This window comes from Escherichia sp. MAL-1 (genome assembly GCF_052948035.1).
In genome coordinates, this window is record NZ_CM129609.1 from 2,096,718 (window position 1) to 2,121,155 (window position 24,438).

Below are 24,438 nucleotides of genomic sequence, written 5' to 3' on the forward strand. Positions count from 1 at the left end.
TTTATGCCCTGGATCGTGGCTGAGTGATACGTAAACCACTGACACAGGCAGCAATCACTGCCAGAATAGCCGCAGCCATCAGCGAAACGTGCGTACCATTATCACCGAACTGATTTAGCATCAGCGCCACCAGTGCCGCGCCGCTACTCTGACCCAGTAGACGAGCCGTTCCTAACATGCCACTGGCTCCACCGCTACGTTCGCGAGGAGCGGAGGTAATAATGGTGTGGTTATTGGGTGACTGGAACAAGCCAAATCCAGCGCCACATAAGATCATCGGCCAGATAATATTGATATCCGCAGGTGACGCGGGCAGCAGAACCAGGGAAAAAAGCCCCGCAGCCATGATGAACAACCCTAGAGCACCCAGCAATCCTGCATGTACGCGTTCAATCAAATAGCCTGCCAACGGAGCCATCACCATCGTTGCTAACGGCCACGGTGTCAGAAGTAAACCTGTTTCGACTTCACTACGCCCGAGCACGGTTTGCAGGTAAAAGGGCAGGGAAACCATTGCCAGCATTTGTGCGCAGAAAGAGCAAACAGATGTGCAAATAGAAAGTGAAAACAGCGGGATACGCAGTAAATCCACCGGTAGCAGCGGTACGGGAAGAGAAAGCTGGCGGCGAATAAAGAAAATACCAACAACAACCATTACCACCAGTTCCGCAGCAATTAACGTCAGCGATTGCCCCTGAGCGAAACCACTCAACGCAGTGATAAGCAGGCCGAAGGTTAACGCGTTCATCACGGCGCTGGGCAGGTCGAAACGGGGTTTACTGGCGCGAGAACCATTGGGTGGCAGAAAACGCATCGCCAGAAGCAGGGCGATAATACCTAACGGTACGTTGATTAAAAATAACCATTTCCAGGATGCGATGGAGAGGATTGCTGCAGCAATTGTCGGCCCGGCAGCAGAAGAGACGGCAACAATAAACGAGTTTATGCCCATCCCTCTCCCCAGAAAACGTTGTGGATAGATCAGGCGGATAAGTGCGGTATTAACGCTCATCAACGCTGCACCGCCGAAACCTTGTATGACACGCGCAAGGGTGAGCATTTGCAGCGAATCAGAAAGGGCGCAGAACAGTGAAGACAACAGAAAAACGACCAGACCGCATTTATAAATACGTCGATAGCCAAACATATCGCCCAGAAACGAAAACGAGAGCAGGGAGATGACAATGGCGATTTGATAGGCGTTCACTACCCAGATGGAACTGGCTGGCGTGGCATGAAGGTCCGTGGCGATTGTTGGCAGGGCGACGTTGGCGATTGCGCCGTCAAGGACAGCCATCGAAATACCAATCACAATGGTTAATATCGCACCGTATCGCTGGGGCAATGGCAGGCCGTCGGCCTGAACTTTTGGCATAGGAATTTTATATCTTTGGTGAATAATCAACAGGGGTATGATTCTAGCACTGATATTCACGGTGGATGTCGCAGAATTGTAACTAACCGGCAAAAGATGGATTGCGACCACCCTGGTGCGAAATTATAATAAAAAACAGTTCTGATTTTTATAAAACACTCGCAATGAGGTGATAAATGGCTAACGCAGATCTGGATAAACAGCCTGATTCTGTATCTTCCGTGCTAAAAGTTTTTGGCATTTTGCAGGCGCTGGGTGAAGAGCGCGAAATAGGGATAACCGAGCTGTCGCAGCGCGTCATGATGTCAAAAAGCACCGTTTATCGCTTTTTACAGACCATGAAAACCTTAGGTTATGTGGCGCAGGAAGGGGAGTCGGAGAAATATTCCCTGACCCTGAAATTGTTTGAACTGGGCGCTCGCGCGTTACAAAACGTCGATTTAATTCGTAGCGCAGATATCCAGATGCGTGAGATCTCCCGCCTGACCAAAGAAACTATCCACCTCGGCGCACTGGACGAAGACAGTATTGTTTACATTCACAAAATTGACTCTATGTACAATTTGCGCATGTATTCACGGATTGGGCGTCGTAATCCGCTGTACAGCACCGCGATTGGTAAGGTACTGCTGGCATGGCGCGATCGCGATGAAGTGAAGCAAATTCTTGAGGGCGTGGAGTATAAACGCAGTACCGAGCGGACCATCACCAGTACAGAAGCGTTATTACCCGTTCTGGACCAGGTGCGCGAGCAGGGGTATGGCGAAGATAACGAAGAGCAGGAAGAAGGGCTGCGATGCATTGCGGTACCGGTATTTGATCGCTTTGGCGTGGTCATTGCCGGTTTGAGCATCTCCTTCCCGACGTTGCGTTTCTCTGAAGAGCGTTTACAGGAATATGTCGCAATGTTGCATACCGCAGCGCGCAAAATTTCTGCCCAAATGGGTTATCACGACTATCCGTTCTGATGAGAGTAAGAACCTGTCGGAATATCAAACAGACAGGTTCTTTATTTAGCATGAGAAAAATAAAGTTGAAGGTGCGTTATATTAAACGCGCTTGCTATAAGAATATTTTACTCATGAGTGAGAATCTGGTTATTTATTACCCTTAACCATTATCGACCACGATATTGCTTTTACGTAACAGTGGGCAATCTGTTATCCCCAAGAAACCACTTTTAGTGTGCAAGTATTGTACCGTGCTGGTGCCTCTGGCAGTCAGATAGGTACATTGCAAACCTAATCCTGCGGCATTCTCTTTGCTTCCAATCAAAACGCCATATCCGCTGAGTAATAATCCTATCCATACCAGTGCTATCAGCATAACTGTGCGAATGATGAATCGCATTACAACCTCTTCTCTTTTTATGTTCGCTTAATCGTAGCGGCAATATGCGCTGAAGCAAGCTACTCATTCCGAAAAAGCACGAATATCGACATAGTTAGGCGCTGTTTAACTAACGCATGCTAGTTTAATGACATAAGGTAGGTGAAGCGGAGATTGGAGTGAAAAAGTTTCGATGGGTCGTTCTGGTTGTCGTGGTGTTGGCTTGCTTGCTGCTTTGGGCGCAGGTATTCAACATGATGTGCGATCAGGATGTACAATTTTTCAGCGGAATTTGTGCCATTAACCAGTTTATCCCGTGGTGATATCATTTTTTCAGCACTAGATTTTCTTCCTCTCCAGCAGTGGTAGAATAGCGCCTCTACTCAGAGGTGGTGAAATGAACGAAGTTGTAAATTCAGGCGTGATGAACATTGCGTCTTTGGTTGTATCGGTGGTGGTTCTTCTTATCGGGCTCATCTTGTGGTTTTTTATCAATCGTGCCAGTTCTCGGACTAACGAACAGATTGAACTGCTTGAGGCGTTGCTGGATCAGCAAAAACGTCAAAATGCACTGTTACGTCGTTTGTGCGAAGCAAACGAACCTGAGAAAGCAGATAAAAAGACCGTTGAGAGTCAAAAATCGGTTGAAGACGAAGATATTATTCGTCTGGTCGCCGAACGATAATCCTTCCTCAATCTTGAGTAACCCCGTCGTTGAAGGGTTACTCAATTCATCCTGATTATACGCACTGCCATGGTGCAACTGCTTCAAATTAAAACTCTGGTCTGACTTCAAATAATTATCATATTATTTATTTGCGTAACGGGATATCAGAAAAAGATATTTTCCTCATTAATTTATTAGGATGTTTACATCGGATTTGTGATTAAGCGTGGTATTATTTATTAGCGAAACGTTTCTCTCTTGATTTTTTGCTCATTCATCAATTTTTCTTATTTTAAATTTTCAATCCCTTTGGGGATTGACTTCTCTTTAGGGTAATTGATAGCCGTTAACTGACTGTTTTATGAGAAAAAGTGATATAACTTTTTATTCATTGCATAGCAAAAAATGTGATATTGCACGCACTATGTAATAACTTCTCCCACTGGCCTGGAACAACTGAACTTATTGAACTATGTTAGAAACTACGCCAGTTTAAGTATCTGCCTGAACTGGCAAGGTTAAGCACAATGATATATCGGCGCGTATTCCGTTGCATAAGTGTGCAAAAAAAGTGGAAGACGTATCGAGATTTGTGCGTCTGATCGAGACATGTTTAAAAATGGCTTGCCATAATTAACGTTGTATGTGATAACAGATTTCGGGTTAAACGAGGTACAGTTCTGTTTATGTGTGGCATTTTCAGTAAAGAAGTCCTGAGTAAACACGTTGACGTTGAATACCGCTTCTCTGCCGAGCCTTATATTGGTGCCTCATGCAGTAATGTGTCAGTTTTATCTATGTTATGCCTGCGGGCGAAGAAAACAATCTAAGGAATTTTTCAAATGGCAAAGATTAAAGGTCAGGTTAAGTGGTTCAACGAGTCTAAAGGTTTTGGCTTCATTACTCCGGCTGATGGCAGCAAAGACGTGTTCGTACACTTCTCCGCTATCCAGGGTAATGGCTTCAAAACTCTGGCTGAAGGTCAGAACGTTGAGTTCGAAATTCAGGACGGCCAGAAAGGTCCGGCAGCTGTTAACGTAACAGCTATCTGATCGAATCCACTGATCTGAAGTGTGAATACGCTTCAATCTCGCTATAAAGCCTCGTCGAATGCGAGGCTTTTTACTATGCTTTATCTTCGCTCCTGGCGTTCGGATATTTGCCCGCCGCGTGATTCGCGTTACACTTGCGGCCTTTAGTATCCTGCCGGAGTTGTCATGTCTTTTTCCTGTCCACTTTGCCATCAGCCTCTTTCGCGTGAAAAAAACAGCTATATCTGTCCCCAGCGACATCAGTTTGATATGGCGAAAGAAGGGTATGTCAATCTGCTGCCCGTTCAGCATAAACGGTCTCGTGATCCGGGCGACAGCGCGGAAATGATGCAAGCACGCCGCGCATTCTTAGATGCCGGACATTATCAGCCGCTGCGTGATGCAATTGTCGCCCAACTGAGGGAACGGCTTGATGATAAGGCCACGGCGGTGCTGGATATTGGCTGTGGTGAAGGGTATTACACACACGCATTTGCCGATGCGTTGCCCGAAATCATCACGTTTGGTCTGGATGTTTCGAAGGTAGCGATAAAAGCGGCGGCGAAACGCTATCCGCAGGTCACTTTTTGTGTCGCTTCCAGCCACCGTTTGCCGTTTTCCGATACCAGTATGGACGCCATAATACGTATTTACGCGCCGTGTAAAGCAGAAGAATTAGCACGAGTAGTGAAGCCCGGCGGCTGGGTCATTACTGCCACGCCGGGACCGCGACATTTGATGGAGCTGAAGGGGCTGATTTACAATGAAGTACATCTTCATGCACCTCATGCAGAACAACTGGAAGGTTTTACATTACAGCAGAGTGCGGAGTTGTGTTATCCGATGCGTCTTCGCGGTGATGAAGCCGTCGCATTATTGCAGATGACGCCGTTTGCCTGGCGTGCGAAGCCAGAAGTCTGGCAAACACTGGCAGCAAAAGAAGTGTTCGACTGCCAGACGGACTTTAATATTCACCTCTGGCAGCGTTCTTATTAACCGTGGAAGTGCGTCCAGAGGATCTGGACGCCGATGCCGATCAGTACCAGCCCGCCGAGAATTTCCGCTTTTTTCCCAATAATTGAGCCGATAAAGCGACCAACCATCATCCCTAATGTTGACATAATCAAGGTTGCACAACCAATGGCCAATGCGGTCGCGATAATGTTGACCTGCAGGAAAGCAAGACCAACACCCACAGCCATGGCATCCAGGCTGGTGGCAATCGCGGTGGTTACCAGTAGCCAGAAACCGTGTCGACGGCGCGGCTCTTCATCTTCATCATCTGCGCCACGAAAACCCTCAATAATCATTCGCCCGCCGAGGAATATCAGCAGCACAAACGCAATCCAGTGGTTCCATTCAAGGACAAACCGGCTGGCTAACATGCCCATTCCCCAGCCGATCAGCGGCGTCAGGGTTTCGACGGCACCAAAAATAAGGCCGGTTCGCAATGCTTCAGAAAATTTCGGTTTATGGAGGGTGGCACCTTTACCGATTGATGCAGCAAATGCATCCATCGACATACCAAACGCAAGAAGAACAGTAGCAGTGATATTCATGACAATGTCCTGACCGGGGTATCCATAAAACACATCATCGCCCCCAGCAAACATGCATACATGAACAACAAGCCGCGATGGTTTTCGCGTTCATGCAGGCATAGCGATTGATGTGCATATGGTCTCGCCTGACTGAAAGTATTCAGTCCGTACGTGCCACGTTTTGCAACGAGTATGTTGACACGTACATTTCCGGAATCTGGAAATCGGCTACTCCCCAAATGAGGGCGCAACCTTAACATATTTTGAGAATATAAAACAACTGTTGGAATATATTATTTCATTGCTTTATTGATAACGATTTACATTTAGATTTATATATCAATGAAACGTTAAAATAAATAACAAATAAGGGAAGAGGTAATATAGCCTAAGCTATGTCTGATTATTAAAAATACACTAAACATAGCTTTGGCTAAATTCATAACTTATTGAGTTGAAACGAGAAGCTTATAAATTTTTTCCAGATCGTCGATATTTCGAACGCGGATTAACAGCCGACGCTGTTCTAATTGCATCACCAACACGCCATCTTCCGACAAGTTCATCGCTTTGATTCGGCTATATTCAATCCAGACATTGGCGAAGAAAAAACCTTTTTGTTTAAAGATGATCTTCGGAACGCGGATCCAGAATATATAAAAACCCATCAGAGCCAGTGCGCTTAATAACCATGTCGTTATTAACGCACCATGATTCGTGACGTTGTTATAGATAAGAATGACAATCAATCCGACGAAGATAACGCTATCGATGCGACCACGCCGGAGCAAAGGAATTGCCAGCAGGGTGGGGCCATTACGGCGGGGCATGATGAACTGATCGTAGATCGCGAAGGCCAGGAGTGCGGCGATGAAAAGAATCAGTACCAGGTCCGTGATTGTCATTAATCCTCCAGATAAAAAAACGGGGCCAAAAGGCCCCGGTAGTGTACAACAGTCTTACAGTCCCAGCAGGCCGCAAGCGTAACCAGCGATACCGATGACGAAGAAGCCAACGATGATCCACAGCGGGTTAACTTTTTTGCGCAGTAGCCACATACAAGCAAAGGTCAGCAGCAGTGGTACCAGGCCTGGCATTAACTGGTCCAGAATAGTCTGGACAGTAGTAACGTGTTCTTTGCCCGTCTGGTCAGTAATGCGAGAGACAACCAGCGGGATGTTGACATGTGTCCACTTGTTAACCAATGCCCCCATGACAAACAGGCCGAGGATAGACGCCCCTTCCGTCAGTTTTTGCAGGAAGCCACCACCCATATCTTTAACGATATCGATACCTTTGGAGTAACCATACGCTACGCCGTAGTAACGGGTTGCCAGACGCACCAGGTTAAACAGGATGAAGAACAGCAGCGGACCTAACAGGCTGCCGCTCATCGCGATACCGGCACCCAGTGCTGCAAATACCGGACGTACGGTTCCCCAGAAGATCGGGTCGCCTACACCAGCCAGTGGCCCCATCAAACCGACTTTGATACCGTTGATAGCACCGTCGTCGATCTCTGCGCCATTAGCACGCTGTTCTTCCAGCGCCAGGGTTACGCCGAGAATCGGCGCAGCCACGAACGGCTGGGTGTTAAAGAACTCCAGGTGACGGCGAATAGCTTGTTTACGAGCTTCGTTGTTCTCAGGGTAGAGGCGACGAATTGCCGGTACCATAGAGAAGCAGAAACCCAGTGCCTGCATACGTTCGAAGTTCCATGAACCCTGGAAGAGGTTAGAACGCAGGAAGACGCCACGAATATCACTTTGAGTGAGTTTTTTCTCGGTGGTAGTTTGAGTTGTATCAACCATTTCGCTCACCTGTTAGTCCAGTTCGTTATCGAGATCGTTGTTACCAGCTGCCTGAGCAGGCGCACCGGCTACGCGGTTGTATTTCGGGCTAAGTTGGATGTAGAGCACTGCCATAACAGTACCAATCACACCCAGAGCAACCAGGTTAAAGTTGGTGAATGCTGCGGTTACGAAGCCGAGGTAGAAGAACGGCATCAGGTAGCCAGCACGCATCATGTTGATAACCATCGCATAACCAACCACCACGATCATGCCACCGGCGATATTCAGACCATTGGTCACCACTTCCGGAATCGCATTCAGCATGTTCTGTACTTCGCTGGTACCAACAGACAGCGCAACGATGACGGCCGGAATAGCCACACGCATTGCTTGCAGGAACAGAGAAGAAACGTGGATCCAGGAAATCGCTGTCAGGTTGCCGTTATCAGCAGCCTTATCCGCAGCGTGCTGGAAAGCAACGGTAATAGTACGAACGATGATGGTCAGTACCTGGCCCGCAGCGGCCAGAGGGATTGCCAGTGCGATACCTGCACCAATGCTCTGATGACCTGCGATAACCAGAATGGTAGAAATGATAGAAGCCAGAGCGGCGTCAGGCGCAACTGCAGCACCGATGTTCATCCAGCCCAGCGCGATCATTTCCAGCGTACCACCGATAATAATACCGGTTTTCATATCCCCAAGAACGATACCCACCAGGGTACACGCGATTAGCGGACGGTGAAACTGAAATTCATCGAGGATTGATCCCATACCTGCGATACAGGCTACGATAAATACCAGCACAATTTGAAGAGTGGTAATCTCCATTGTACTTCTCCTGTTTACGTAAGACTTAAGTGTGAAAACTGAGTGATAATCAACACAATACGTTACTTATCGATTTTGCTGATCAGATCCATCATTTTCAGTTTCGGATCGGTGGAAACCTTACGGACTTCCAGCTCAATACCGCGCGCATTCAGTTTCTTGAACGCCTCGATATCTTTTTCATCAACCGAAACCGCGTTATTCACCTGGGTTTTACCCTGACGGAATGCCATACCACCGACGTTAACAGAGGTGATTTTCACGCCGCCTTCAACGAGACGCTCTACATCTGTTGGGTTGGTAAATAACAGCATTACGCGTTCGCCAGCATATTTCGGGTTGTTGTAGACGCGAATCATTTTGGCAACATCAACTACGTGTGCTGTTACGCCCGGAGGTGCAACCTGGGTGAGCAGTGTCTTACGAACGGTATCCGCAGCCACTTCATCACTAACAACAATAATACGGGAGACATTGGTTTCTTTGGTCCAGCGGGTGGCGACCTGACCGTGAATCAGACGGTCGTCGATACGCGCAAGGCCAATAACCATGTAGTCGTTTGGCCCCATTGGTTTTGCCGGAGTTGGAGCCGCTTTTGGTGCTGCGGCAGCGGGTGCTGGCGCGGCTTTTTCAACCGGTTTGGCTTTCAGTGCTTTCACGCCTTCACGGCCTGTTTCTACTGCCAGCGCAACCAGTTCATCAAAGCTTGGGTCATCATCACGAGCCATTAACGTTTCCACGAGCATTGGAATGTTAACGCCTGCAATGACTTCATAATGCTCTTTGTCGACGACAATGCGGCTGGCAGCATTGAACGGGCTGCCTCCCCATGTATCAACGAGAAACAGCACGCCTTTAGTGGTGTCGAGTTTTGCCAACTGAGCGTTGTACTTTTCAATCAGCGTTTCGGCATTTTCACCTGGAACGAAATCGATCCAGCCGACGTTTTCCTGCTCGCCTAACAGCATTTCTGCCGTTTTAAGCAACTGCTCTGCAGCCCAACCATGTGTGCCTATAACAATAGCAATGGTCACTTGCTACCTCCTTTATTATCGTTAACACCTCAACGTGCCAGATGTATTTTTGAATCGTCGTCCACAATCGAATCGATTCAGATAAGGGCTACAACCAAAAACCCCTGCGTTTCGCGATTTATTTTAGATATCGAAAAAATTATTTTATGTGATGAAGATCCGTAATTTAACTTTCGATTAGCAGAAATTTCGAAAGGTAAAATATCCTTGTCACATTCGTTTGCAAAGGAAGGTAAATCTTTGCCAAATCAGAGGCGTCTCTGATATGTTTAACTCCCGTTTAACAACCATGGAGTATAGGGCAGTAGCCCGCAGTATGGATCGTCACCGACGTCATTTCAGCATCAGGCCTTTTAACGCCTGCCTTTCTGGCACTCTATGCCGCACCTTTCGTTTGCATTTTGTCGTTACGCCTGCATTATTTCTGGCGTCGAATAGCTATTCCTTAAGCAGGAGCTTGTCATGGAATTCTTAATGGACCCCTCAATTTGGGCGGGGCTACTCACGCTTGTTGTTCTCGAAATTGTGCTGGGTATCGATAACCTGGTCTTCATCGCCATTCTTGCTGACAAACTGCCGCCAAAACAACGCGATAAAGCGCGTTTGCTGGGGTTATCACTGGCGCTGATTATGCGTCTGGGGCTGCTGTCGCTGATTTCATGGATGGTCACGCTGACCAAACCGCTATTTACCGTCATGGATTTCTCCTTCTCCGGACGCGACCTGATTATGTTGTTCGGGGGGATATTCTTGCTGTTCAAAGCAACAACCGAACTGCATGAACGGCTGGAAAACCGCGATCATGATTCCGGCCACGGTAAAGGCTACGCCAGTTTCTGGGTGGTCGTCACACAGATTGTCATCCTTGACGCCGTCTTCTCGTTGGATGCGGTAATTACTGCAGTAGGGATGGTTAACCATCTGCCGGTGATGATGGCGGCGGTAGTGATTGCGATGGCGGTTATGTTGCTGGCATCCAAACCGCTGACGCGATTCGTTAACCAGCACCCCACGGTGGTGGTGCTCTGTCTGAGCTTCCTGTTAATGATTGGTCTGAGTCTGGTGGCAGAAGGTTTCGGTTTCCACATTCCGAAAGGTTACCTGTATGCCGCGATTGGCTTCTCGATCATCATCGAAGTGTTTAACCAGATTGCGCGTCGCAACTTTATTCGCCACCAGTCGACTTTGCCGCTGCGAGCGCGTACTGCCGATGCCATCCTGCGTTTGATGGGCGGGAAACGTCAGGCCAATGTTCAGCACGATGCCGATAACCCGATGCCGATGCCGATCCCGGAAGGTGCATTTGCCGAAGAAGAACGTTACATGATTAACGGCGTACTGACGCTGGCGTCGCGTTCTCTGCGCGGGATCATGACGCCGCGCGGTGAAATAAGCTGGGTTGACGCTAATCTCGGGGTCGATGAAATCCGCGAGCAACTGCTCTCTTCACCGCACAGTCTGTTCCCGGTATGTCGCGGTGAACTGGATGAAATCATCGGTATTGTACGTGCTAAAGAACTGCTGGTGGCGCTGGAAGAGGGCGTTGATGTGGCGGCGATTGCTTCGGCGTCTCCGGCGATTATCGTCCCGGAAACCCTCGATCCGATCAACCTGTTGGGCGTGCTGCGTCGTGCTCGCGGGAGCTTTGTTATCGTGACCAACGAGTTTGGTGTGGTACAAGGTCTGGTCACGCCGCTGGATGTGCTGGAAGCCATTGCGGGTGAATTCCCGGACGCTGACGAAACGCCGGAAATCATTACTGATGGTGACGGCTGGCTGGTAAAAGGCGGTACAGATTTGCATGCCTTGCAGCAGGCGCTTGATGTTGAGCACCTTGCCGATGACGATGATATCGCGACGGTCGCGGGCCTCGTGATCTCGGCAAATGGTCACATTCCCCGTGTGGGCGATGTGATTGATGTAGGGCCACTGCATATCACCATCATTGAAGCCAATGATTATCGTGTTGATCTGGTTCGCATTGTTAAAGAGCAACCGGCGCACGATGAAGATGAGTAAGCATTAACGTAACGGCATAATGGGCGTGATATGTCCATTATGCCGGGCGGGCGGCGGTTGGCTGCCTGCCAGCCATTTGGGAAAATCACGTAGCGGCATCGGCTGTGCGTACAAATACCCTTGCAAAATATGCACGCCATGACGGCGCAAATACTTCGCCTGTTCTTGCGTTTCCACGCCCTCCGCCACCAGTTCAATATTCAGTCTTTGCCCCAGCGCGATGATGATATCGGTCACCGTCGAGTTAACCGCGTCAGAACCTATAGCTGCGGTAAATGACTTATCAATTTTCAGCACGTCAGGACGTAATGTTTCAAGCCAGGAAAATGAACTGTTGCCGGTGCCGAAGTCATCAATCGCCAGTTTGACGTTTTTACGATGTAGCTCGCGGGCAATCCGATAATCAACATCCAGTAAGGCATCGCGTTCGGTGATTTCGAGGATCAGTTGCTGAATCGGGTGAGCGCTAAACCAGTACTGATTGAGATCTTTTATCAGCACACCACGGCGAAAATGGCTGGGTGCGACGTTAATGCCAACATGAAACTGACTACTCATCGGGAAAACATGGCGCTGACGAATGGTTTCTGCCATCACATAGCGGGTCAGTGGCACAATTAAATGATGTTCTTCCGCGATAGGAATAAACACATCCGGTGAAATCCAGCCCTGACGCGGATTGTTCCAGCGCAGCAAAATCTCTATACCAATACATTGCTGGCTGCGCGCATTAAGCAAAGGCTGACAGAACAATTCGAACTCATGTTGCGCCAGGCCCAGATTGATTTCGCGGGAAAAGCTCATCCGGTAAGCGGTCGCCAGCCAGGCGATGTAGCCCACCAGTAAACTTAGCAGCACCGCCAGCGGTAATTGTGTTGGAAGATAGTGCCATGCCAGCGCCGTAGCCCCCGGACCATTAACGTTAATGGTAAAAGGAAAGCGTTGCGAAGAAACCTGATAGTTTTCATTGTCTTCAGGTTGCGGAAGGGAATCTACCAGCCCATTACCATAGAGCAAATGCCGTTTGTCCACCGTCAGGCTGGCGCTACTGATTTGCGGCAGTTGTGGCTCAAGGAGCATTGCCGTCAGTAAGTCGATGTTAATCATCTCCATGACCCCAGCATTGCTACTGCCCGCTGCAGGCGTCCATTGAATCAAAACCGGACTGCCTTTAATCAGGGCACGGTCGATCGTCAGGCGTAAAAGTGGTTGCGGTGCAGGAAGTTCAGCCAGAATGTCCACGACGGGCACATTGCGATAACCAAAGATGCTGGAGCAATAAAGTGTGCCGTCTTGCACCAGGCCAATGGATCGCACAGTTTGGAGTTTTGCCGCCTGTTTACGTAATGGCAAATGGGCGACAGAGCAGGGCAGACCAATCAGCGGAAGCAAGACTTCGCTACCTGCCTGTAGGGGAAGCAGTACTTTATCTAATTCCTCTACAGCGTGATTGGCGAATTGTACTACCCGTTGTTGATTTAAGTTACGCTGTGAAATAAATCGCACGCTCAGGGTCGAAGCGAGCGTAACGAGTGCGCAAATCGTACAAACAATCATTCGATTACGGCGATAGGTTTTAATGATCCGTTGTGCTTTTTGCATGCGGGCCACCCTGTAAGCGTATGGCGACAAACGCCTGACGCAACAGTGGAAGTGTAGTGGGGAATATTACAGCAGACGAGAAAGCGGGTATAAATTCGCCCATCCGTTGCAGATGGGCGAGTAAGAAGTATTAGTCACACTGGACTTTGATTGCCAGACCACCGCGTGAGGTTTCGCGGTATTTGGCGTTCATGTCCTTACCGGTTTCGTACATCGTTTCGATGACCTTATCCAGCGAGACGCGCGGTGCACTGGTGCGGCGCAGAGCCATCCGTGCGGCGTTAATCGCCTTCACAGAGGCAATGGCATTACGCTCAATGCACGGCACCTGAACCTGCCCTGCAACCGGGTCGCAGGTTAAACCAAGGTTGTGTTCCATGCCAATTTCCGCCGCCACGCAAACCTGTTCCGGGCTACCGCCCAGCAGTTCTGCAAGACCCGCAGCAGCCATTGAACAGGCAACACCCACTTCGCCCTGGCAACCAACTTCCGCACCGGAAATAGAGGCGTTCATTTTATACAATGCACCAATCGCGCCCGCTGCCATAAAGTAACGGGTATAGATGTCCGGGCTGACCGATTCAATAAAGTGGTCATAGTAAGCCAGCACTGCCGGAACGATACCGCAGGCACCGTTGGTTGGCGCAGTTACCACACGACCACCGGCGGCGTTTTCTTCGTTAACTGCCAGCGCAAACATGTTTACCCAGTCAATGACATTCATCGGATCGTTAGACAGTTTATCGCTGGAAACTAACATCCGGCGCAGGGCAGACGCACGACGTGGCACGCGCAGCGGGCCTGGCAGTACACCTTCGGTGTTCATCCCGCGATCGATACATGCCTGCATGGTTTGCCAGACATGCGCGAAATACTCGTCGATCTCTTTCTTGCTGTGCAGCGCCAGTTCGTTCTGCATAGCGAGACCAGACAGCGAATAGCCGGTTTCATTACAGTACGCGAGCAGTTCGGTGGCAGATTTGAACGGATACGGCACGCTCACTTCGTTGGCAGCATCCTGACCAAAGTGTTCTTCATCGACGATAAAACCACCGCCGATGGAATAATAAGTTTTGCTGTAGACGACTTCATCGCCGTTATAGGCGTGGATTTGCATACCGTTTTCATGCAGCGGCAGGTTGCCGTTATGAAAACGCATCCCGTTGTCGCGCGGGAAATCCACTTCATGCCGTCCCTGTGCCAGCAGCAGACGTTCGCGCTCTTCTACGTCGCGAATAAAACCGGGAATACTGTCGATATCCACGGTGGCAGGTTCGTTACCTGCAAGACCCATAATAATGGCGATATCGGTGTGGTGGCCTTTACCCGTCAGCGACAGTGAACCATAAACGTCCACGGCAACGCGAGTAACGCTATCCAGTAAGCCTTTTTCGACCAGATCATCGACGAACTGTTTACCCGCCTTCATAGGCCCTACGGTATGGGAAGATGAGGGACCAATCCCCACCTTAAACATGTCGAATAGACTAATCACGATAATACTCCTGACAAGGTGACTGGACTTCCAGTAACGAACTAATAACAGCGCATAGTGTAAGAGGGAACGCGGCGACTGGCTTAACTATTCACATGAATTAAACTAATCAAAAACCGCGATTTAACTAATATTGCGATGATTGTCTCAAGTAGTGTTTTGTAGATGTAAAGATAAGTATAGTCAGGGTTTCACACCAATTTGCAGCGCCAGCTCACGAATTATGCCTGCGGTCATTCCCCATACAAAATACTGTTCGTACCAGGACAGCCATACCCGATGTGAATCGCCACGGCGGTAGATATCTAAAGGGTGATAACGACCCAGATGTAATGCCTGGGCGAGCGGCATTTCAAACACCGCCGAGACTTCATCTTCACTGGCGCGATACGGCAGATCGGGCGGGATAATGCCGACCACTGGGGTTACCTGATAGCCAGTTACGCTATCGACGGGCGGCAGCACGCCGATAACTTCAACGGCGGAAGGCGGTATAGCGACCTCTTCTTCAGCTTCGCGCAGCGCGGCGGCGATAACTGATGCGTCCGTGTCATCGACTGCACCTCCAGGGAATGCCACTTGTCCAGCGTGTTTACGCAGATGAATTGAACGCTGAGTCAGCAACAACCCCGGTTGCGGTCGACGGACGATGGGGATTAACACGGCAGCCTGACGATGATTTAGGGTTTCCCGGTTAATTTGCGGGCGCAAAAGTTGAAAGCGAGATAAAAAATCATCAAGCGTCAGGCTACGGTATTCCACGTCTTACTTCTCCAGTTGGCGTAATATCTTATTAACTTTATCAAAAGTTTCCTGATATTCCGCTTCTTCCTGGCTATCGGCGACAATTCCACCGCCCGCAGAGCAGTATATTTGTCCGTTAATGGCAGTCAGCGTGCGGATAGTAATGCTGGTATCCATGTTGCCGCAAAAGCTCAAATAGCCAATGCTGCCGCACCAGGCATTACGTCGCTGCGGTTCCAGTTCGTCGATAATTTCCATAGCCCGTACTTTCGGAGCCCCGGTTATTGAGCCACCAGGAAAAGCTGCGCGCAGCAGATCGCTGGCGTGTAACTGTTCTGGTAGTCGCGCCGTTATAGTGCTGACCAGATGATGCACGGCAGGGAAGGGTTCCACCACGAACAGCTCTGGTACTTTTACCGAACCGGCTACGGCAACACGACCGATATCATTACGCATTAAATCGACAATCATCAGATTTTCGGCACGATCTTTCGCTGAGTTCGCCAGTTTTTCTGCTTGTTTGCTATCTTCCTGAGGATCGGGCAGGCGTGGTAGCGTGCCTTTAATCGGGCGGGTCTGGATTTCACTATTATCACAAAGAATAAACCGCTCTGGCGAAAGGCTTAAAATTGCACCCTGTTCAAGACGTAAAAAAGCGCTAAATGGCGCGCGGTTGGCCTGATTAAGCTGAAGGAATGCCTGCCATTCATCGCCAGAATAGGTCGCATGAAAACGCTGGGCGAGATTCACCTGATAGCAATCACCGCTGTGCAGATATTCCTGTACCTGGCGAAATTTTTCGCCGTACTGCTCGCGGGTCATATTGGATTGCCAGTCGGAAGTGAGCGTGAAATCTTCCTGCGGCGAGAATTGCTGGCTTTCCAGCCAGGCCCGACGGGCATTGACATCATTATGACTCAGCAAAGAAACTGTATGACGCTGGTGGTCGACAATGAGCGCCCAATCGTAGATACCCACTGCCATATCCGGCAGAACGATATCTTGTTCCGCAATTTCTGGCAGTGACTCAAAACGGCGGCCCAGATCGTAGCCAAACAACCCCAGTGCGCCGCCCTGAAATGGCAAATCTTCGTTATGCGTTGGGCGAATGTCTGCGCGATCCAGCACCTGCTGGAGCACCTGTAGCGGGTCATCAGTGGTCGTTGTGCGTTTTTCGCTTTCACTAACAACGGTTTCTTTACCGAAAGTGGTTAAAGTGCAAATCGGATCGGCGACCACAATATCAAAGCGGCTATACGGATGATCGGCATAGCCGGAGTGTAAAAGCATCGCCCACGGCAGGTGGCTTAAGCGGGAGAAATAAAATTCAGCGGCGTCCTGACGCCAGGGTAAAGTAATCACAGCGGGAGATAACGTCTTCATCAGTCCTGACTCTACTGGCTATGTGCCGGGTAGCATGAAATAATTAGCGCCAACAATTTAGCAGGAGTTAACAATGTTTGCAGGTTTACCTTCACTCACCCATGAACAGCAGCAAAAAGCTGTCGAGCGGATCCAGGAACTGATGGCACAAGGGATGAGCAGCGGCCAGGCAATCGCGCTGGTGGCAGAAGAGCTGCGTGCCAACCACTCCGGCGAGCGAATCGTGGCGCGTTTTGAGGATGAAGACGAGTAACACACTAATCCGTATCGATTTCGTTATAGAATCCGATGATTATTTGATTGTGAGAAAAAGGACGCTTTTTATATGTGATTAAAAGCGTCCTGACCCATTTATGCTGATATAAATTAAACTCAGACCAGTGCTTTTAGTTCTTCCTGCATATATGTTGAAAAGTATTCAGGATTTTTAATTACAGTGCGTTCACCAGACTCCATTTTTTTTGCCCATCCAACCATTTTTTCCGTGAACCCAGGGTTCCAGCCTTCCTGGTCAGCTCGCGCCGTAATATCAGCGGCACTCGCGGGTACTCCCAGTTCTTTTAAATATTTAAAGATTCCCTTCGCTGTGCTTTCATTCATCGAACTTGGTGTTGGCGCTGATACATCCATGGCACCAATGAAATCCAGGGCTTTATCTATTACAGCAGGCATATTCTTATCCTTAAAATTAACCATGTTATCGATAAGGCTATATATGACCTTAATTTGCATCTAATATCAAAGGGATTATAACGATATGGCACGAGTTAACCTGTTGACATTCAGGTGTTTTAAAGGTAGCAGCTCATGGTGTGTTATCCAGTAAGATGGAGAAAATTAACGGTCAGTCCGCACGCTATAACCAGATTGTTCAGCTAAGAAAGAAAACCAGAGGTGCTAATCGAAGGGCGAACACGGTAATGACTCCAACTTATTGATAGTGTTTTATGTTCAGATAATGCCCGATGACTTTGTCATGCAGCTCCACCGATTTTGAGAACGACAGCGACTTCCGTCCCAGCCGTGCCAGGTGCTGCCTCAGATTCAGGTTATGCCGCTCAATTCGCTGCGTATATCGCTTGCTGATTACGTGCAGCTTTCCCTTCAGGCGGGATTCATACAGCGGCCAGCCATCCGTCATCCATATCACCACGTCAAAGGGTGACAGCAGGCTCATAAGACGCCCCAGCGTCGCCATAGTGCGTTCACCGAATACGTGCGCAACAACCGTCTTCCGGAGCCTGTCATACGCGTAAAACAGCCAGCGCTGGCGCGATTTAGCCCCGACATAGCCCCACTGTTCGTCCATTTCCGCGCAGACGATGACGTCACTGCCCGGCTGTATGCGCGAGGTTACCGACTGCGGCCTGAGTTTTTTAAGTGACGTAAAATCGTGTTGAGGCCAACGCCCATAATGCGGGCTGTTGCCCGGCATCCAACGCCATTCATGGCCATATCAATGATTTTCTGGTGCGTACCGGGTTGAGAAGCGGTGTAAGTGAACTGCAGTTGCCATGTTTTACGGCAGTGAGAGCAGAGATAGCGCTGATGTCCGGCGGTGCTTTTGCCGTTACGCACCACCCCGTCAGTAGCTGAACAGGAGGGACAGCTGATAGAAACAGAAGCCACTGGAGCACCTCAAAAACACCATCATACACTAAATCAGTAAGTTGGCAGCATCACCGGCGAACACAACGGCATGGTTATGTTTATTTATATAGTTAGCTTTATAGCTAAAATTGAAATTATAAAAATAAATAATGAATTAGCAGGAGCATCAACAGTAATATCTTAATCTCTGGTCGATTTATGTAAAACCGACCAGTATTATCGATAAATTATCGTCTGACTTATTTTGCTTCGATAAAGCTTACACCGCAGCCACAATCTTAATTTCAACTTTATACTTCGGGTTCATCAGCCCCGCTTGCACCGTGCAGCGCACCGGCGCATGACCCGCCACAACCCAGGCATCCCACGCTTTATTCATCGCCGCGAAGTCGTTTTTATCGGCTAGGAAAATGGTGGCATCCAGAATGCTCGATTTATTGCTGCCCTGTTTTTCCAGCACGGCGTCAATCTGTGCCAGCGTGTTGGCGGTTTGCTCAAAGGCATCGGCGTCGAGGTTTTCCGGTACACCAGTGTAGTAGAGCGTGTTGTTGTGGATTACTACATCAGACCAGCGGGCTTCAGCATCGATACGAACGATAGTCATCATTTTGTCCTCATTATACTTCCATTTTCGTGCTGCAAAGACTGCCACAATGTGAGGTCGCCGTCACCACTTCAACTGGCGAAAGCGCCCTCATCCTGACATAATCCCTGTTCAAATCAACAGGGGGTAGTGTGACGGACGATTTTGCACCAGACGGTCAGCTGGCGAAAGCGATACCAGGCTTTAAGCCGCGAGAACCACAGCGACAGATGGCGGTAGCCGTCACCCAGGCGATAGAAAAAGGCCAGCCGCTGGTGGTGGAAGCAGGAACCGGTACGGGCAAAACCTACGCTTACCTGGCTCCTGCGCTGCGGGCGAAAAAGAAAGTCATTATCTCGACCGGCTCAAAAGCGTTGCAGGATCAGCTCTACAGCCGCGATTTGCCAACAGTCTCAAAGGCATTGAAATATACGGGCAACGTGGCGCTGCTGAAAGGGCGCTCAAACTACCTCTGCCTCGAACGTCTCGAACAGCAGGCGCTGGCGGGGGGCGATCTGCCGGTACAAATCTTAAGCGATGTGATCCTGCTGCGCTCCTGGTCTAATCAAACAGTCGATGGTGATATCAGCACCTGCGTCAGCGTGGCGGAAGATTCACAGGCGTGGCCGCTGGTCACCAGCACCAACGACAACTGTCTTGGCAGCGACTGCCCGATGTATAAAGATTGCTTTGTGGTCAAAGCACGTAAAAAAGCGATGGACGCCGATGTGGTGGTGGTAAACCATCATCTCTTTCTGGCGGATATGGTGGTTAAAGAGAGTGGATTTGGCGAACTGATCCCGGAAGCGGACGTCATGATCTTCGACGAAGCCCACCAGCTACCGGACATTGCCAGCCAGTATTTTGGTCAGTCACTCTCCAGTCGACAACTGCTCGACCTGGCAAAAGACATCACCATCGCCTACCGCACCGAATTAAAAGACACCCAGCAGTTACAAAAGTGCGCTGATCGTCTTGCCCAGAGTGCGCAGGATTTTCGTCTGCAACTCGGTGAGCCAGGTTATCGCGGTAACCTGCGTGAGCTGTTAGCTAATCCGCAAATTCAGCGGGCATTTTTACTGCTCGATGACACCCTGGAACTTTGTTATGACGTGGCAAAACTGTCACTGGGGCGTTCCGCCTTGCTGGATGCGGCATTTGAGCGCGCCACGTTGTATCGCACACGGCTGAAGCGGCTAAAAGAGATCAATCAGCCGGGCTACAGCTACTGGTACGAATGCACTTCGCGCCATTTTACTCTGGCTCTCACGCCGCTCAGCGTGGCGGATAAATTCAAAGAGTTAATGGCGCAAAAGCCCGGTAGCTGGATCTTCACCTCAGCAACGCTGTCGGTGAACGACGATCTGCATCATTTCACCTCGCGGCTTGGGATAGAACAGGCGGAGTCGTTGCTATTGCCAAGCCCGTTTGATTACAGCCGCCAGGCGTTACTCTGTGTGCCGCGCAATCTGCCGCAAACCAACCAGCCAGGTTCTGCTCGCCAGTTAGCGGCAATGCTGCGACCGATCATCGAAGCTAACAACGGTCGTTGTTTTATGCTTTGTACCTCGCACGCCATGATGCGCGATCTGGCCGAGCAGTTCCGCGCTACCATGACGCTTCCCGTTTTGTTGCAGGGGGAAACCAGTAAAGGCCAACTGTTGCAGCAGTTTGTCAGTGCCGGTAATGCGCTTCTTGTGGCAACCAGTAGTTTCTGGGAAGGGGTGGACGTGCGTGGCGATACATTGTCATTGGTAATTATCGACAAATTGCCGTTTACCTCGCCGGATGATCCACTGTTAAAAGCGCGCATGGAAGATTGTCGTTTGCGCGGTGGCGACCCGTTCGATGAAGTGCAACTACCAGATGCCGTCATTACTCTCAAACAGGGGGTAGGGCGACTGATTCGCGACGCCGACGATCGTGGCGTGCTGGTGATTTGTGACAATCGGCTGGTGATGCGTCCTTACGGCGCGACGTTTCTCGCCAGTCTGCCGCCCGCGCCACGCACCCGTGACATTGCCCGTGCGGTTCGTTTCCTTGCGATACCATCCTCCAGGTAATTTGTTACGGAGTATGGTATGATGCGCGCCTTTTTATTGATCTAAGCACGAAGACCCATGCGAATTCTGGCTATCGATACCGCGACAGAGGCCTGCTCTGTCGCCCTGTGGAACGACGGTACTGTCAACGCTCATTTTGAGCTTTGCCCTCGTGAACATACTCAACGAATCTTACCGATGGTGCAGGATATCCTGACCACCAGCGGAACTTCCCTGACTGATATTAACGCTCTGGCTTACGGGCGCGGCCCCGGTAGCTTTACTGGCGTGCGCATTGGTATTGGCATCGCGCAAGGGCTGGCGCTTGGCGCGGAATTACCGATGATTGGCGTCTCCACGCTAATGACGATGGCGCAAGGGGCGTGGCGCAAAAACGGCGCAACCCGCGTGCTGGCAGCCATTGACGCGCGAATGGGCGAAGTTTACTGGGCCGAATATCAGCGTGATGAAAACGGTATCTGGCACGGTGAAGAAACCGAAGCCGTACTCAAACCCGAAATCGTCCATGAACGAATGCAACAGCTTTCCGGCGAATGGGTGACGGTAGGGACGGGCTGGCAAGCTTGGCCGGATCTCGGTAAAGAGAGCGGGCTGGTTTTGCGCGATGGCGAAGTGTTACTGCCTGCTGCTGAAGATATGCTGCCGATTGCGTGTCAGATGTTTGCCGAGGGTAAAACGGTGGCGGTGGAACATGCCGAACCGGTTTATTTACGTAACAACGTCGCATGGAAGAAACTTCCGGGCAAAGAATGAATCTTAAGAGTATGCCCTGAGAAAAAAAGGAGTCGCACCATGGCGGTTCAAAAGAATGTTATCAAAGGCATACTGGCAGGTACGTTTGCGCTAATGCTGAGCGGTTGTGTCACTGTGCCGGACGCCATTAAAGGCAGCAGTCCCACGCCGCAACAAGATTTAGTTCGGGTGATGAGTGCGCCGCAGCTGTACGTTGGTCAGGAGGCACGCTTTGGTGGCAAAGTGGTTGCGGTACAAAACCAGCAAGGGAAAACCCGCCTGGAAATTGCTACCGTACCGCTGGACAGCGGAGCCAGACCGACGCTGGGAGAACCTTCTCGCGGTCGCATTTATGCCGATGTGAACGGTTTTCTGGACCCGGTGGATTTCCGTGGACAACTGGTTACGGTAGTCGGGCCAATCACTGGTGCGGTTGACGGCAAAATCGGCAATACGCCCTATAAATTTATGGTGATGCAAGTAACGGGTTACAAACGTTGGCATTTAACCCAGCAGGTGATTATGCCGCCTCAGCCGATTGATCCATGGTTTTATGGCGGTCGTGGCTGGCCCTATGGCTACGGCGGATGGGGCTGGTATAATCCCGGTCCCGCGAGAGTACAAACAGTTGTAACTGAATAATTGCTTGTTTTTAAAGAAAAAGAAACAGCGGCTGGTCCGCTGTTTCTGCATTCTTACGGTAAAGATAAAAATAAATAGTGACGCGCTTCGCAACCTTTTCGTTGGGTAATTATCAAGCTGGTATGATGAGTTAATATTATGTTAACAGCATGTATATCATTTGGGGTTGCGATGACGACGAACACGCATTTTAGAGGTGAAGAATTGAAGAAGGTTTGGCTTAACCGTTATCCCGCGGACGTTCCGACGGAGATCAACCCTGACCGTTATCAATCTCTGGTAGATATGTTTGAGCAGTCGGTCGCGCGCTACGCCGATCAGCCTGCGTTTGTGAATATGGGGGAGGTGATGACCTTCCGCAAGCTGGAAGAACGCAGTCGCGCGTTTGCCGCTTATTTGCAACAAGGGTTGGGGCTGAAGAAAGGCGATCGCGTTGCGTTGATGATGCCTAATTTATTGCAATATCCGGTGGCGCTGTTTGGCATTTTGCGTGCCGGGATGATCGTCGTAAACGTTAACCCGTTGTATACCCCGCGTGAGCTTGAGCATCAGCTTAACGATAGCGGCGCATCGGCGATTGTTATCGTGTCTAACTTTGCTCACACACTGGAAAAAGTGGTTGATAAAACCGCCGTTCAGCACGTAATTCTGACCCGTATGGGCGATCAGCTATCTACGGCAAAAGGCACGGTAGTCAATTTCGTTGTTAAATACATCAAGCGTTTGGTGCCGAAATACCATCTGCCAGATGCCATTTCATTTCGTAGCGCACTGCATAACGGCTACCGGATGCAGTACGTCAAACCCGAACTGGTGCCGGAAGATTTAGCCTTCCTGCAATACACCGGCGGCACCACAGGTGTGGCGAAAGGCGCGATGCTGACTCACCGCAATATGCTGGCGAACCTGGAACAGGTCAACGCCACCTATGGGCCGTTGCTGCATCCAGGTAAAGAACTGGTAGTAACGGCACTGCCGCTGTATCACATTTTTGCCCTGACCATTAACTGCCTGCTGTTTATCGAACTGGGTGGGCAGAACCTGCTTATCACTAACCCGCGTGATATTCCAGGGTTGGTAAAAGAGTTAGCGAAATATCCGTTTACCGCTATCACTGGCGTTAACACCTTGTTCAATGCGTTGCTGAACAATAAAGAGTTCCAGCAGCTGGATTTCTCCAGTCTGCATCTTTCCGCAGGCGGTGGGATGCCAGTGCAGCAAGTGGTGGCAGAGCGTTGGGTGAAACTGACCGGACAGTATCTGCTGGAAGGCTATGGCCTTACCGAGTGTGCGCCGCTGGTCAGCGTTAACCCATATGATATTGATTATCATAGTGGTAGCATCGGTTTGCCGGTGCCGTCGACGGAAGCCAAACTGGTGGATGATGATGATAATGAAGTACCACCAGGTCAACCGGGTGAGCTTTGTGTCAAAGGACCGCAGGTGATGCTGGGTTACTGGCAGCGTCCCGATGCTACCGATGAAATCATCAAAAATGGCTGGTTACACACCGGCGACATCGCGGTGATGGATGAAGAAGGGTTCCTGCGCATTGTCGATCGTAAAAAAGACATGATTCTGGTTTCCGGTTTTAACGTCTATCCCAACGAGATTGAAGATGTCGTCATGCAGCATCCTGGCGTACAGGAAGTCGCGGCTGTTGGCGTACCTTCCGGCTCCAGTGGTGAAGCGGTGAAAATCTTCGTAGTGAAAAAAGATCCATCGCTTACCGAAGAGTCACTGGTGACCTTTTGCCGCCGTCAGCTCACGGGCTACAAAGTACCGAAGCTGGTGGAGTTTCGTGATGAGTTACCGAAATCTAACGTCGGAAAAATTTTGCGACGAGAATTACGTGACGAAGCGCGCGGCAAAGTGGACAATAAAGCCTGAGCGTTAAGTCAGTCGTCAGACGCCGGTTAATCCGGCGTTTTTTTTGACGCCCACTAAAGAGAATACAATTTGA

General features: G+C 49.9%; 27 protein-coding genes. 13 read left to right on the forward strand and 14 right to left on the reverse strand.

Annotated features, from left to right (window positions below):
• Window position 1: 1 nt before the first annotated feature.
• Window positions 2-1,375, reverse strand: coding sequence for an MFS transporter (locus tag ACU8XX_RS10180; RefSeq protein ID WP_001127216.1), 1,374 nt, complete (start codon window positions 1,373-1,375; stop codon window positions 2-4).
• 176 nt (window positions 1,376-1,551) lie between these two features.
• Between ACU8XX_RS10180 and kdgR the strand changes: the two genes are divergently transcribed.
• On the forward strand, window positions 1,552-2,343 hold the full coding sequence (kdgR, locus tag ACU8XX_RS10185; RefSeq protein ID WP_001262182.1) for a DNA-binding transcriptional regulator KdgR: 792 nt from the start codon (window positions 1,552-1,554) through the stop codon (window positions 2,341-2,343).
• Between the two features lie 142 nt (window positions 2,344-2,485).
• Here the strand turns inward: kdgR and ACU8XX_RS10190 are convergent, their stop codons facing one another.
• Entirely contained in the window at window positions 2,486-2,725 is a 240-nt protein-coding gene (locus ACU8XX_RS10190) for a YobH family protein (protein WP_001211011.1), read from the reverse strand.
• A gap of 158 nt (window positions 2,726-2,883) precedes the next feature.
• Between ACU8XX_RS10190 and mgrB the strand changes: the two genes are divergently transcribed.
• The 5 genes from mgrB (at window position 2,884) to rlmA (ending at window position 5,398) form a co-directional block, all read left to right on the forward strand.
• Entirely contained in the window at window positions 2,884-3,027 is a 144-nt protein-coding gene (gene mgrB / locus ACU8XX_RS10195) for a PhoP/PhoQ regulator MgrB (protein WP_000714550.1), read from the forward strand.
• Window positions 3,028-3,101: 74 nt separating this feature from the next.
• Complete coding sequence (locus tag ACU8XX_RS10200; protein WP_001006866.1) at window positions 3,102-3,389, forward strand: YebO family protein; 288 nt, start codon at window positions 3,102-3,104, stop codon at window positions 3,387-3,389.
• Between the two features lie 668 nt (window positions 3,390-4,057).
• Window positions 4,058-4,201: a DUF2627 domain-containing protein gene (locus ACU8XX_RS10205; RefSeq protein WP_001295496.1), complete on the forward strand. Its 144-nt coding sequence runs from the start codon at window positions 4,058-4,060 to the stop codon at window positions 4,199-4,201.
• A gap of 12 nt (window positions 4,202-4,213) precedes the next feature.
• Window positions 4,214-4,423 (forward strand): transcription antiterminator/RNA stability regulator CspE, encoded by a 210-nt coding sequence (cspE, locus tag ACU8XX_RS10210; RefSeq protein WP_001062678.1) that lies wholly within the window; start codon window positions 4,214-4,216, stop codon window positions 4,421-4,423.
• Between the two features lie 165 nt (window positions 4,424-4,588).
• Window positions 4,589-5,398: a 23S rRNA (guanine(745)-N(1))-methyltransferase gene (rlmA, locus tag ACU8XX_RS10215; protein ID WP_016242188.1), complete on the forward strand. Its 810-nt coding sequence runs from the start codon at window positions 4,589-4,591 to the stop codon at window positions 5,396-5,398.
• Here the strand turns inward: rlmA and mntP are convergent.
• The 5 genes from mntP to manX form a co-directional block, all read right to left on the reverse strand.
• Window positions 5,395-5,961, reverse strand: a complete 567-nt coding sequence (mntP, locus tag ACU8XX_RS10220) for a manganese efflux pump MntP (RefSeq protein ID WP_001296134.1) — start codon at window positions 5,959-5,961, stop codon at window positions 5,395-5,397. The two genes, rlmA and mntP, sit on opposite strands and share 4 nt — an antisense overlap.
• Before the next feature lie 428 nt (window positions 5,962-6,389).
• Window positions 6,390-6,848 (reverse strand): DUF986 family protein, encoded by a 459-nt coding sequence (locus ACU8XX_RS10225; RefSeq protein WP_000156255.1) that lies wholly within the window; start codon window positions 6,846-6,848, stop codon window positions 6,390-6,392.
• 54 nt (window positions 6,849-6,902) lie between these two features.
• On the reverse strand, window positions 6,903-7,754 hold the full coding sequence (gene manZ, locus ACU8XX_RS10230) for a PTS mannose transporter subunit IID (protein ID WP_000228655.1): 852 nt from the start codon (window positions 7,752-7,754) through the stop codon (window positions 6,903-6,905).
• 12 nt (window positions 7,755-7,766) lie between these two features.
• The gene (manY, locus tag ACU8XX_RS10235) at window positions 7,767-8,567 is read right to left on the reverse strand and encodes a PTS mannose transporter subunit IIC (RefSeq protein WP_000406926.1); all 801 of its coding nucleotides are present in this window, start codon (window positions 8,565-8,567) and stop codon (window positions 7,767-7,769) included.
• Window positions 8,568-8,629: 62 nt separating this feature from the next.
• On the reverse strand, window positions 8,630-9,601 hold the full coding sequence (gene manX, locus ACU8XX_RS10240; RefSeq protein WP_000150543.1) for a PTS mannose transporter subunit IIAB: 972 nt from the start codon (window positions 9,599-9,601) through the stop codon (window positions 8,630-8,632).
• Between the two features lie 316 nt (window positions 9,602-9,917).
• Between manX and ACU8XX_RS10245 the strand changes: the two genes are divergently transcribed.
• Both ACU8XX_RS10245 and yoaE read left to right on the forward strand, forming a co-directional pair.
• Window positions 9,918-10,076: a protein YoaL gene (locus tag ACU8XX_RS10245; RefSeq protein WP_001327808.1), complete on the forward strand. Its 159-nt coding sequence runs from the start codon at window positions 9,918-9,920 to the stop codon at window positions 10,074-10,076.
• Window positions 10,064-11,620 carry a CNNM family cation transport protein YoaE gene (yoaE, locus tag ACU8XX_RS10250; RefSeq protein ID WP_000394983.1) on the forward strand — a complete coding sequence of 519 codons (1,557 nt, stop codon included), beginning with the start codon at window positions 10,064-10,066 and terminating at the stop codon, window positions 11,618-11,620. The genes ACU8XX_RS10245 and yoaE overlap by 13 nt, the downstream gene beginning before the upstream one ends.
• A gap of 3 nt (window positions 11,621-11,623) precedes the next feature.
• Here yoaE and ACU8XX_RS10255 read toward each other — a convergent pair whose 3' ends face one another.
• From ACU8XX_RS10255 to pabB, 4 genes are all read right to left on the reverse strand, one after another.
• Window positions 11,624-13,222, reverse strand: a complete 1,599-nt coding sequence (locus tag ACU8XX_RS10255; RefSeq protein WP_112033981.1) for an EAL domain-containing protein — start codon at window positions 13,220-13,222, stop codon at window positions 11,624-11,626.
• A 130-nt stretch (window positions 13,223-13,352) separates the two neighbouring features.
• Window positions 13,353-14,717 carry an L-serine ammonia-lyase gene (gene sdaA / locus ACU8XX_RS10260; RefSeq protein WP_000624298.1) on the reverse strand — a complete coding sequence of 455 codons (1,365 nt, stop codon included), beginning with the start codon at window positions 14,715-14,717 and terminating at the stop codon, window positions 13,353-13,355.
• A gap of 183 nt (window positions 14,718-14,900) precedes the next feature.
• On the reverse strand, window positions 14,901-15,479 hold the full coding sequence (locus tag ACU8XX_RS10265; protein ID WP_000456725.1) for a CoA pyrophosphatase: 579 nt from the start codon (window positions 15,477-15,479) through the stop codon (window positions 14,901-14,903).
• A gap of 3 nt (window positions 15,480-15,482) precedes the next feature.
• Window positions 15,483-16,844, reverse strand: a complete 1,362-nt coding sequence (pabB, locus tag ACU8XX_RS10270) for an aminodeoxychorismate synthase component 1 (RefSeq protein ID WP_000854972.1) — start codon at window positions 16,842-16,844, stop codon at window positions 15,483-15,485.
• Between the two features lie 73 nt (window positions 16,845-16,917).
• Here pabB and ACU8XX_RS10275 point away from each other — a divergent pair, with 73 nt between their 5' ends.
• Complete coding sequence (locus ACU8XX_RS10275; RefSeq protein ID WP_000457334.1) at window positions 16,918-17,097, forward strand: YoaH family protein; 180 nt, start codon at window positions 16,918-16,920, stop codon at window positions 17,095-17,097.
• Between the two features lie 119 nt (window positions 17,098-17,216).
• Here ACU8XX_RS10275 and ACU8XX_RS10280 read toward each other — a convergent pair whose 3' ends face one another.
• The 3 genes from ACU8XX_RS10280 to ACU8XX_RS10290 form a co-directional block, all read right to left on the reverse strand.
• A complete protein-coding gene (locus tag ACU8XX_RS10280; RefSeq protein WP_001111993.1) occupies window positions 17,217-17,516 on the reverse strand; it encodes a DUF1889 family protein in 300 nt (99 codons plus the stop codon).
• A 259-nt stretch (window positions 17,517-17,775) separates the two neighbouring features.
• Window positions 17,776-18,473 (reverse strand): IS1-like element IS1A family transposase gene (locus tag ACU8XX_RS10285; protein WP_103215986.1). Its coding sequence is split into 2 segments (ribosomal slippage): window positions 17,776-18,224 and window positions 18,224-18,473, totalling 699 coding nucleotides; the frame shifts between segments, so codons are not numbered across the junction.
• Between the two features lie 241 nt (window positions 18,474-18,714).
• A complete protein-coding gene (locus tag ACU8XX_RS10290; RefSeq protein ID WP_001295493.1) occupies window positions 18,715-19,059 on the reverse strand; it encodes a RidA family protein in 345 nt (114 codons plus the stop codon).
• Window positions 19,060-19,190: 131 nt separating this feature from the next.
• Here ACU8XX_RS10290 and ACU8XX_RS10295 point away from each other — a divergent pair, with 131 nt between their 5' ends.
• The 4 genes from ACU8XX_RS10295 (at window position 19,191) to fadD (ending at window position 24,365) form a co-directional block, all read left to right on the forward strand.
• The gene (locus ACU8XX_RS10295) at window positions 19,191-21,101 is read left to right on the forward strand and encodes an ATP-dependent DNA helicase (RefSeq protein ID WP_000128847.1); all 1,911 of its coding nucleotides are present in this window, start codon (window positions 19,191-19,193) and stop codon (window positions 21,099-21,101) included.
• Between the two features lie 57 nt (window positions 21,102-21,158).
• A complete protein-coding gene (tsaB, locus tag ACU8XX_RS10300) occupies window positions 21,159-21,854 on the forward strand; it encodes a tRNA (adenosine(37)-N6)-threonylcarbamoyltransferase complex dimerization subunit type 1 TsaB (protein WP_001220966.1) in 696 nt (231 codons plus the stop codon).
• A 39-nt stretch (window positions 21,855-21,893) separates the two neighbouring features.
• Complete coding sequence (gene yeaY / locus ACU8XX_RS10305) at window positions 21,894-22,475, forward strand: Slp family lipoprotein YeaY (RefSeq protein ID WP_000290576.1); 582 nt, start codon at window positions 21,894-21,896, stop codon at window positions 22,473-22,475.
• Window positions 22,476-22,679: 204 nt separating this feature from the next.
• Window positions 22,680-24,365 (forward strand): long-chain-fatty-acid--CoA ligase FadD, encoded by a 1,686-nt coding sequence (gene fadD, locus ACU8XX_RS10310; RefSeq protein WP_000758422.1) that lies wholly within the window; start codon window positions 22,680-22,682, stop codon window positions 24,363-24,365.
• The last annotated feature ends 73 nt before the right edge of the window (window positions 24,366-24,438 follow it).

Coding starts and splice junctions, on each gene's coding strand:
- yeaY (WP_000290576.1), top strand. CDS start 21,894: ATGGCGGTTCAAAAGAATGTTATCAAAGGCATACTGGCAGGTACGTTT.
- pabB (WP_000854972.1), bottom strand. CDS start 16,844: ATGAAGACGTTATCTCCCGCTGTGATTACTTTACCCTGGCGTCAGGAC.
- ACU8XX_RS10205 (WP_001295496.1), top strand. CDS start 4,058: ATGTGTGGCATTTTCAGTAAAGAAGTCCTGAGTAAACACGTTGACGTT.
- cspE (WP_001062678.1), top strand. CDS start 4,214: ATGGCAAAGATTAAAGGTCAGGTTAAGTGGTTCAACGAGTCTAAAGGT.
- ACU8XX_RS10280 (WP_001111993.1), bottom strand. CDS start 17,516: ATGCCTGCTGTAATAGATAAAGCCCTGGATTTCATTGGTGCCATGGAT.
- tsaB (WP_001220966.1), top strand. CDS start 21,159: ATGCGAATTCTGGCTATCGATACCGCGACAGAGGCCTGCTCTGTCGCC.
- yoaE (WP_000394983.1), top strand. CDS start 10,064: ATGGAATTCTTAATGGACCCCTCAATTTGGGCGGGGCTACTCACGCTT.
- ACU8XX_RS10275 (WP_000457334.1), top strand. CDS start 16,918: ATGTTTGCAGGTTTACCTTCACTCACCCATGAACAGCAGCAAAAAGCT.
- ACU8XX_RS10180 (WP_001127216.1), bottom strand. CDS start 1,375: ATGCCAAAAGTTCAGGCCGACGGCCTGCCATTGCCCCAGCGATACGGT.
- ACU8XX_RS10245 (WP_001327808.1), top strand. CDS start 9,918: ATGGATCGTCACCGACGTCATTTCAGCATCAGGCCTTTTAACGCCTGC.
- ACU8XX_RS10225 (WP_000156255.1), bottom strand. CDS start 6,848: ATGACAATCACGGACCTGGTACTGATTCTTTTCATCGCCGCACTCCTG.
- ACU8XX_RS10190 (WP_001211011.1), bottom strand. CDS start 2,725: ATGCGATTCATCATTCGCACAGTTATGCTGATAGCACTGGTATGGATA.
- ACU8XX_RS10290 (WP_001295493.1), bottom strand. CDS start 19,059: ATGACTATCGTTCGTATCGATGCTGAAGCCCGCTGGTCTGATGTAGTA.
- ACU8XX_RS10200 (WP_001006866.1), top strand. CDS start 3,102: ATGAACGAAGTTGTAAATTCAGGCGTGATGAACATTGCGTCTTTGGTT.
- manY (WP_000406926.1), bottom strand. CDS start 8,567: ATGGAGATTACCACTCTTCAAATTGTGCTGGTATTTATCGTAGCCTGT.
- kdgR (WP_001262182.1), top strand. CDS start 1,552: ATGGCTAACGCAGATCTGGATAAACAGCCTGATTCTGTATCTTCCGTG.
- mntP (WP_001296134.1), bottom strand. CDS start 5,961: ATGAATATCACTGCTACTGTTCTTCTTGCGTTTGGTATGTCGATGGAT.
- ACU8XX_RS10255 (WP_112033981.1), bottom strand. CDS start 13,222: ATGCAAAAAGCACAACGGATCATTAAAACCTATCGCCGTAATCGAATG.
- rlmA (WP_016242188.1), top strand. CDS start 4,589: ATGTCTTTTTCCTGTCCACTTTGCCATCAGCCTCTTTCGCGTGAAAAA.
- manZ (WP_000228655.1), bottom strand. CDS start 7,754: ATGGTTGATACAACTCAAACTACCACCGAGAAAAAACTCACTCAAAGT.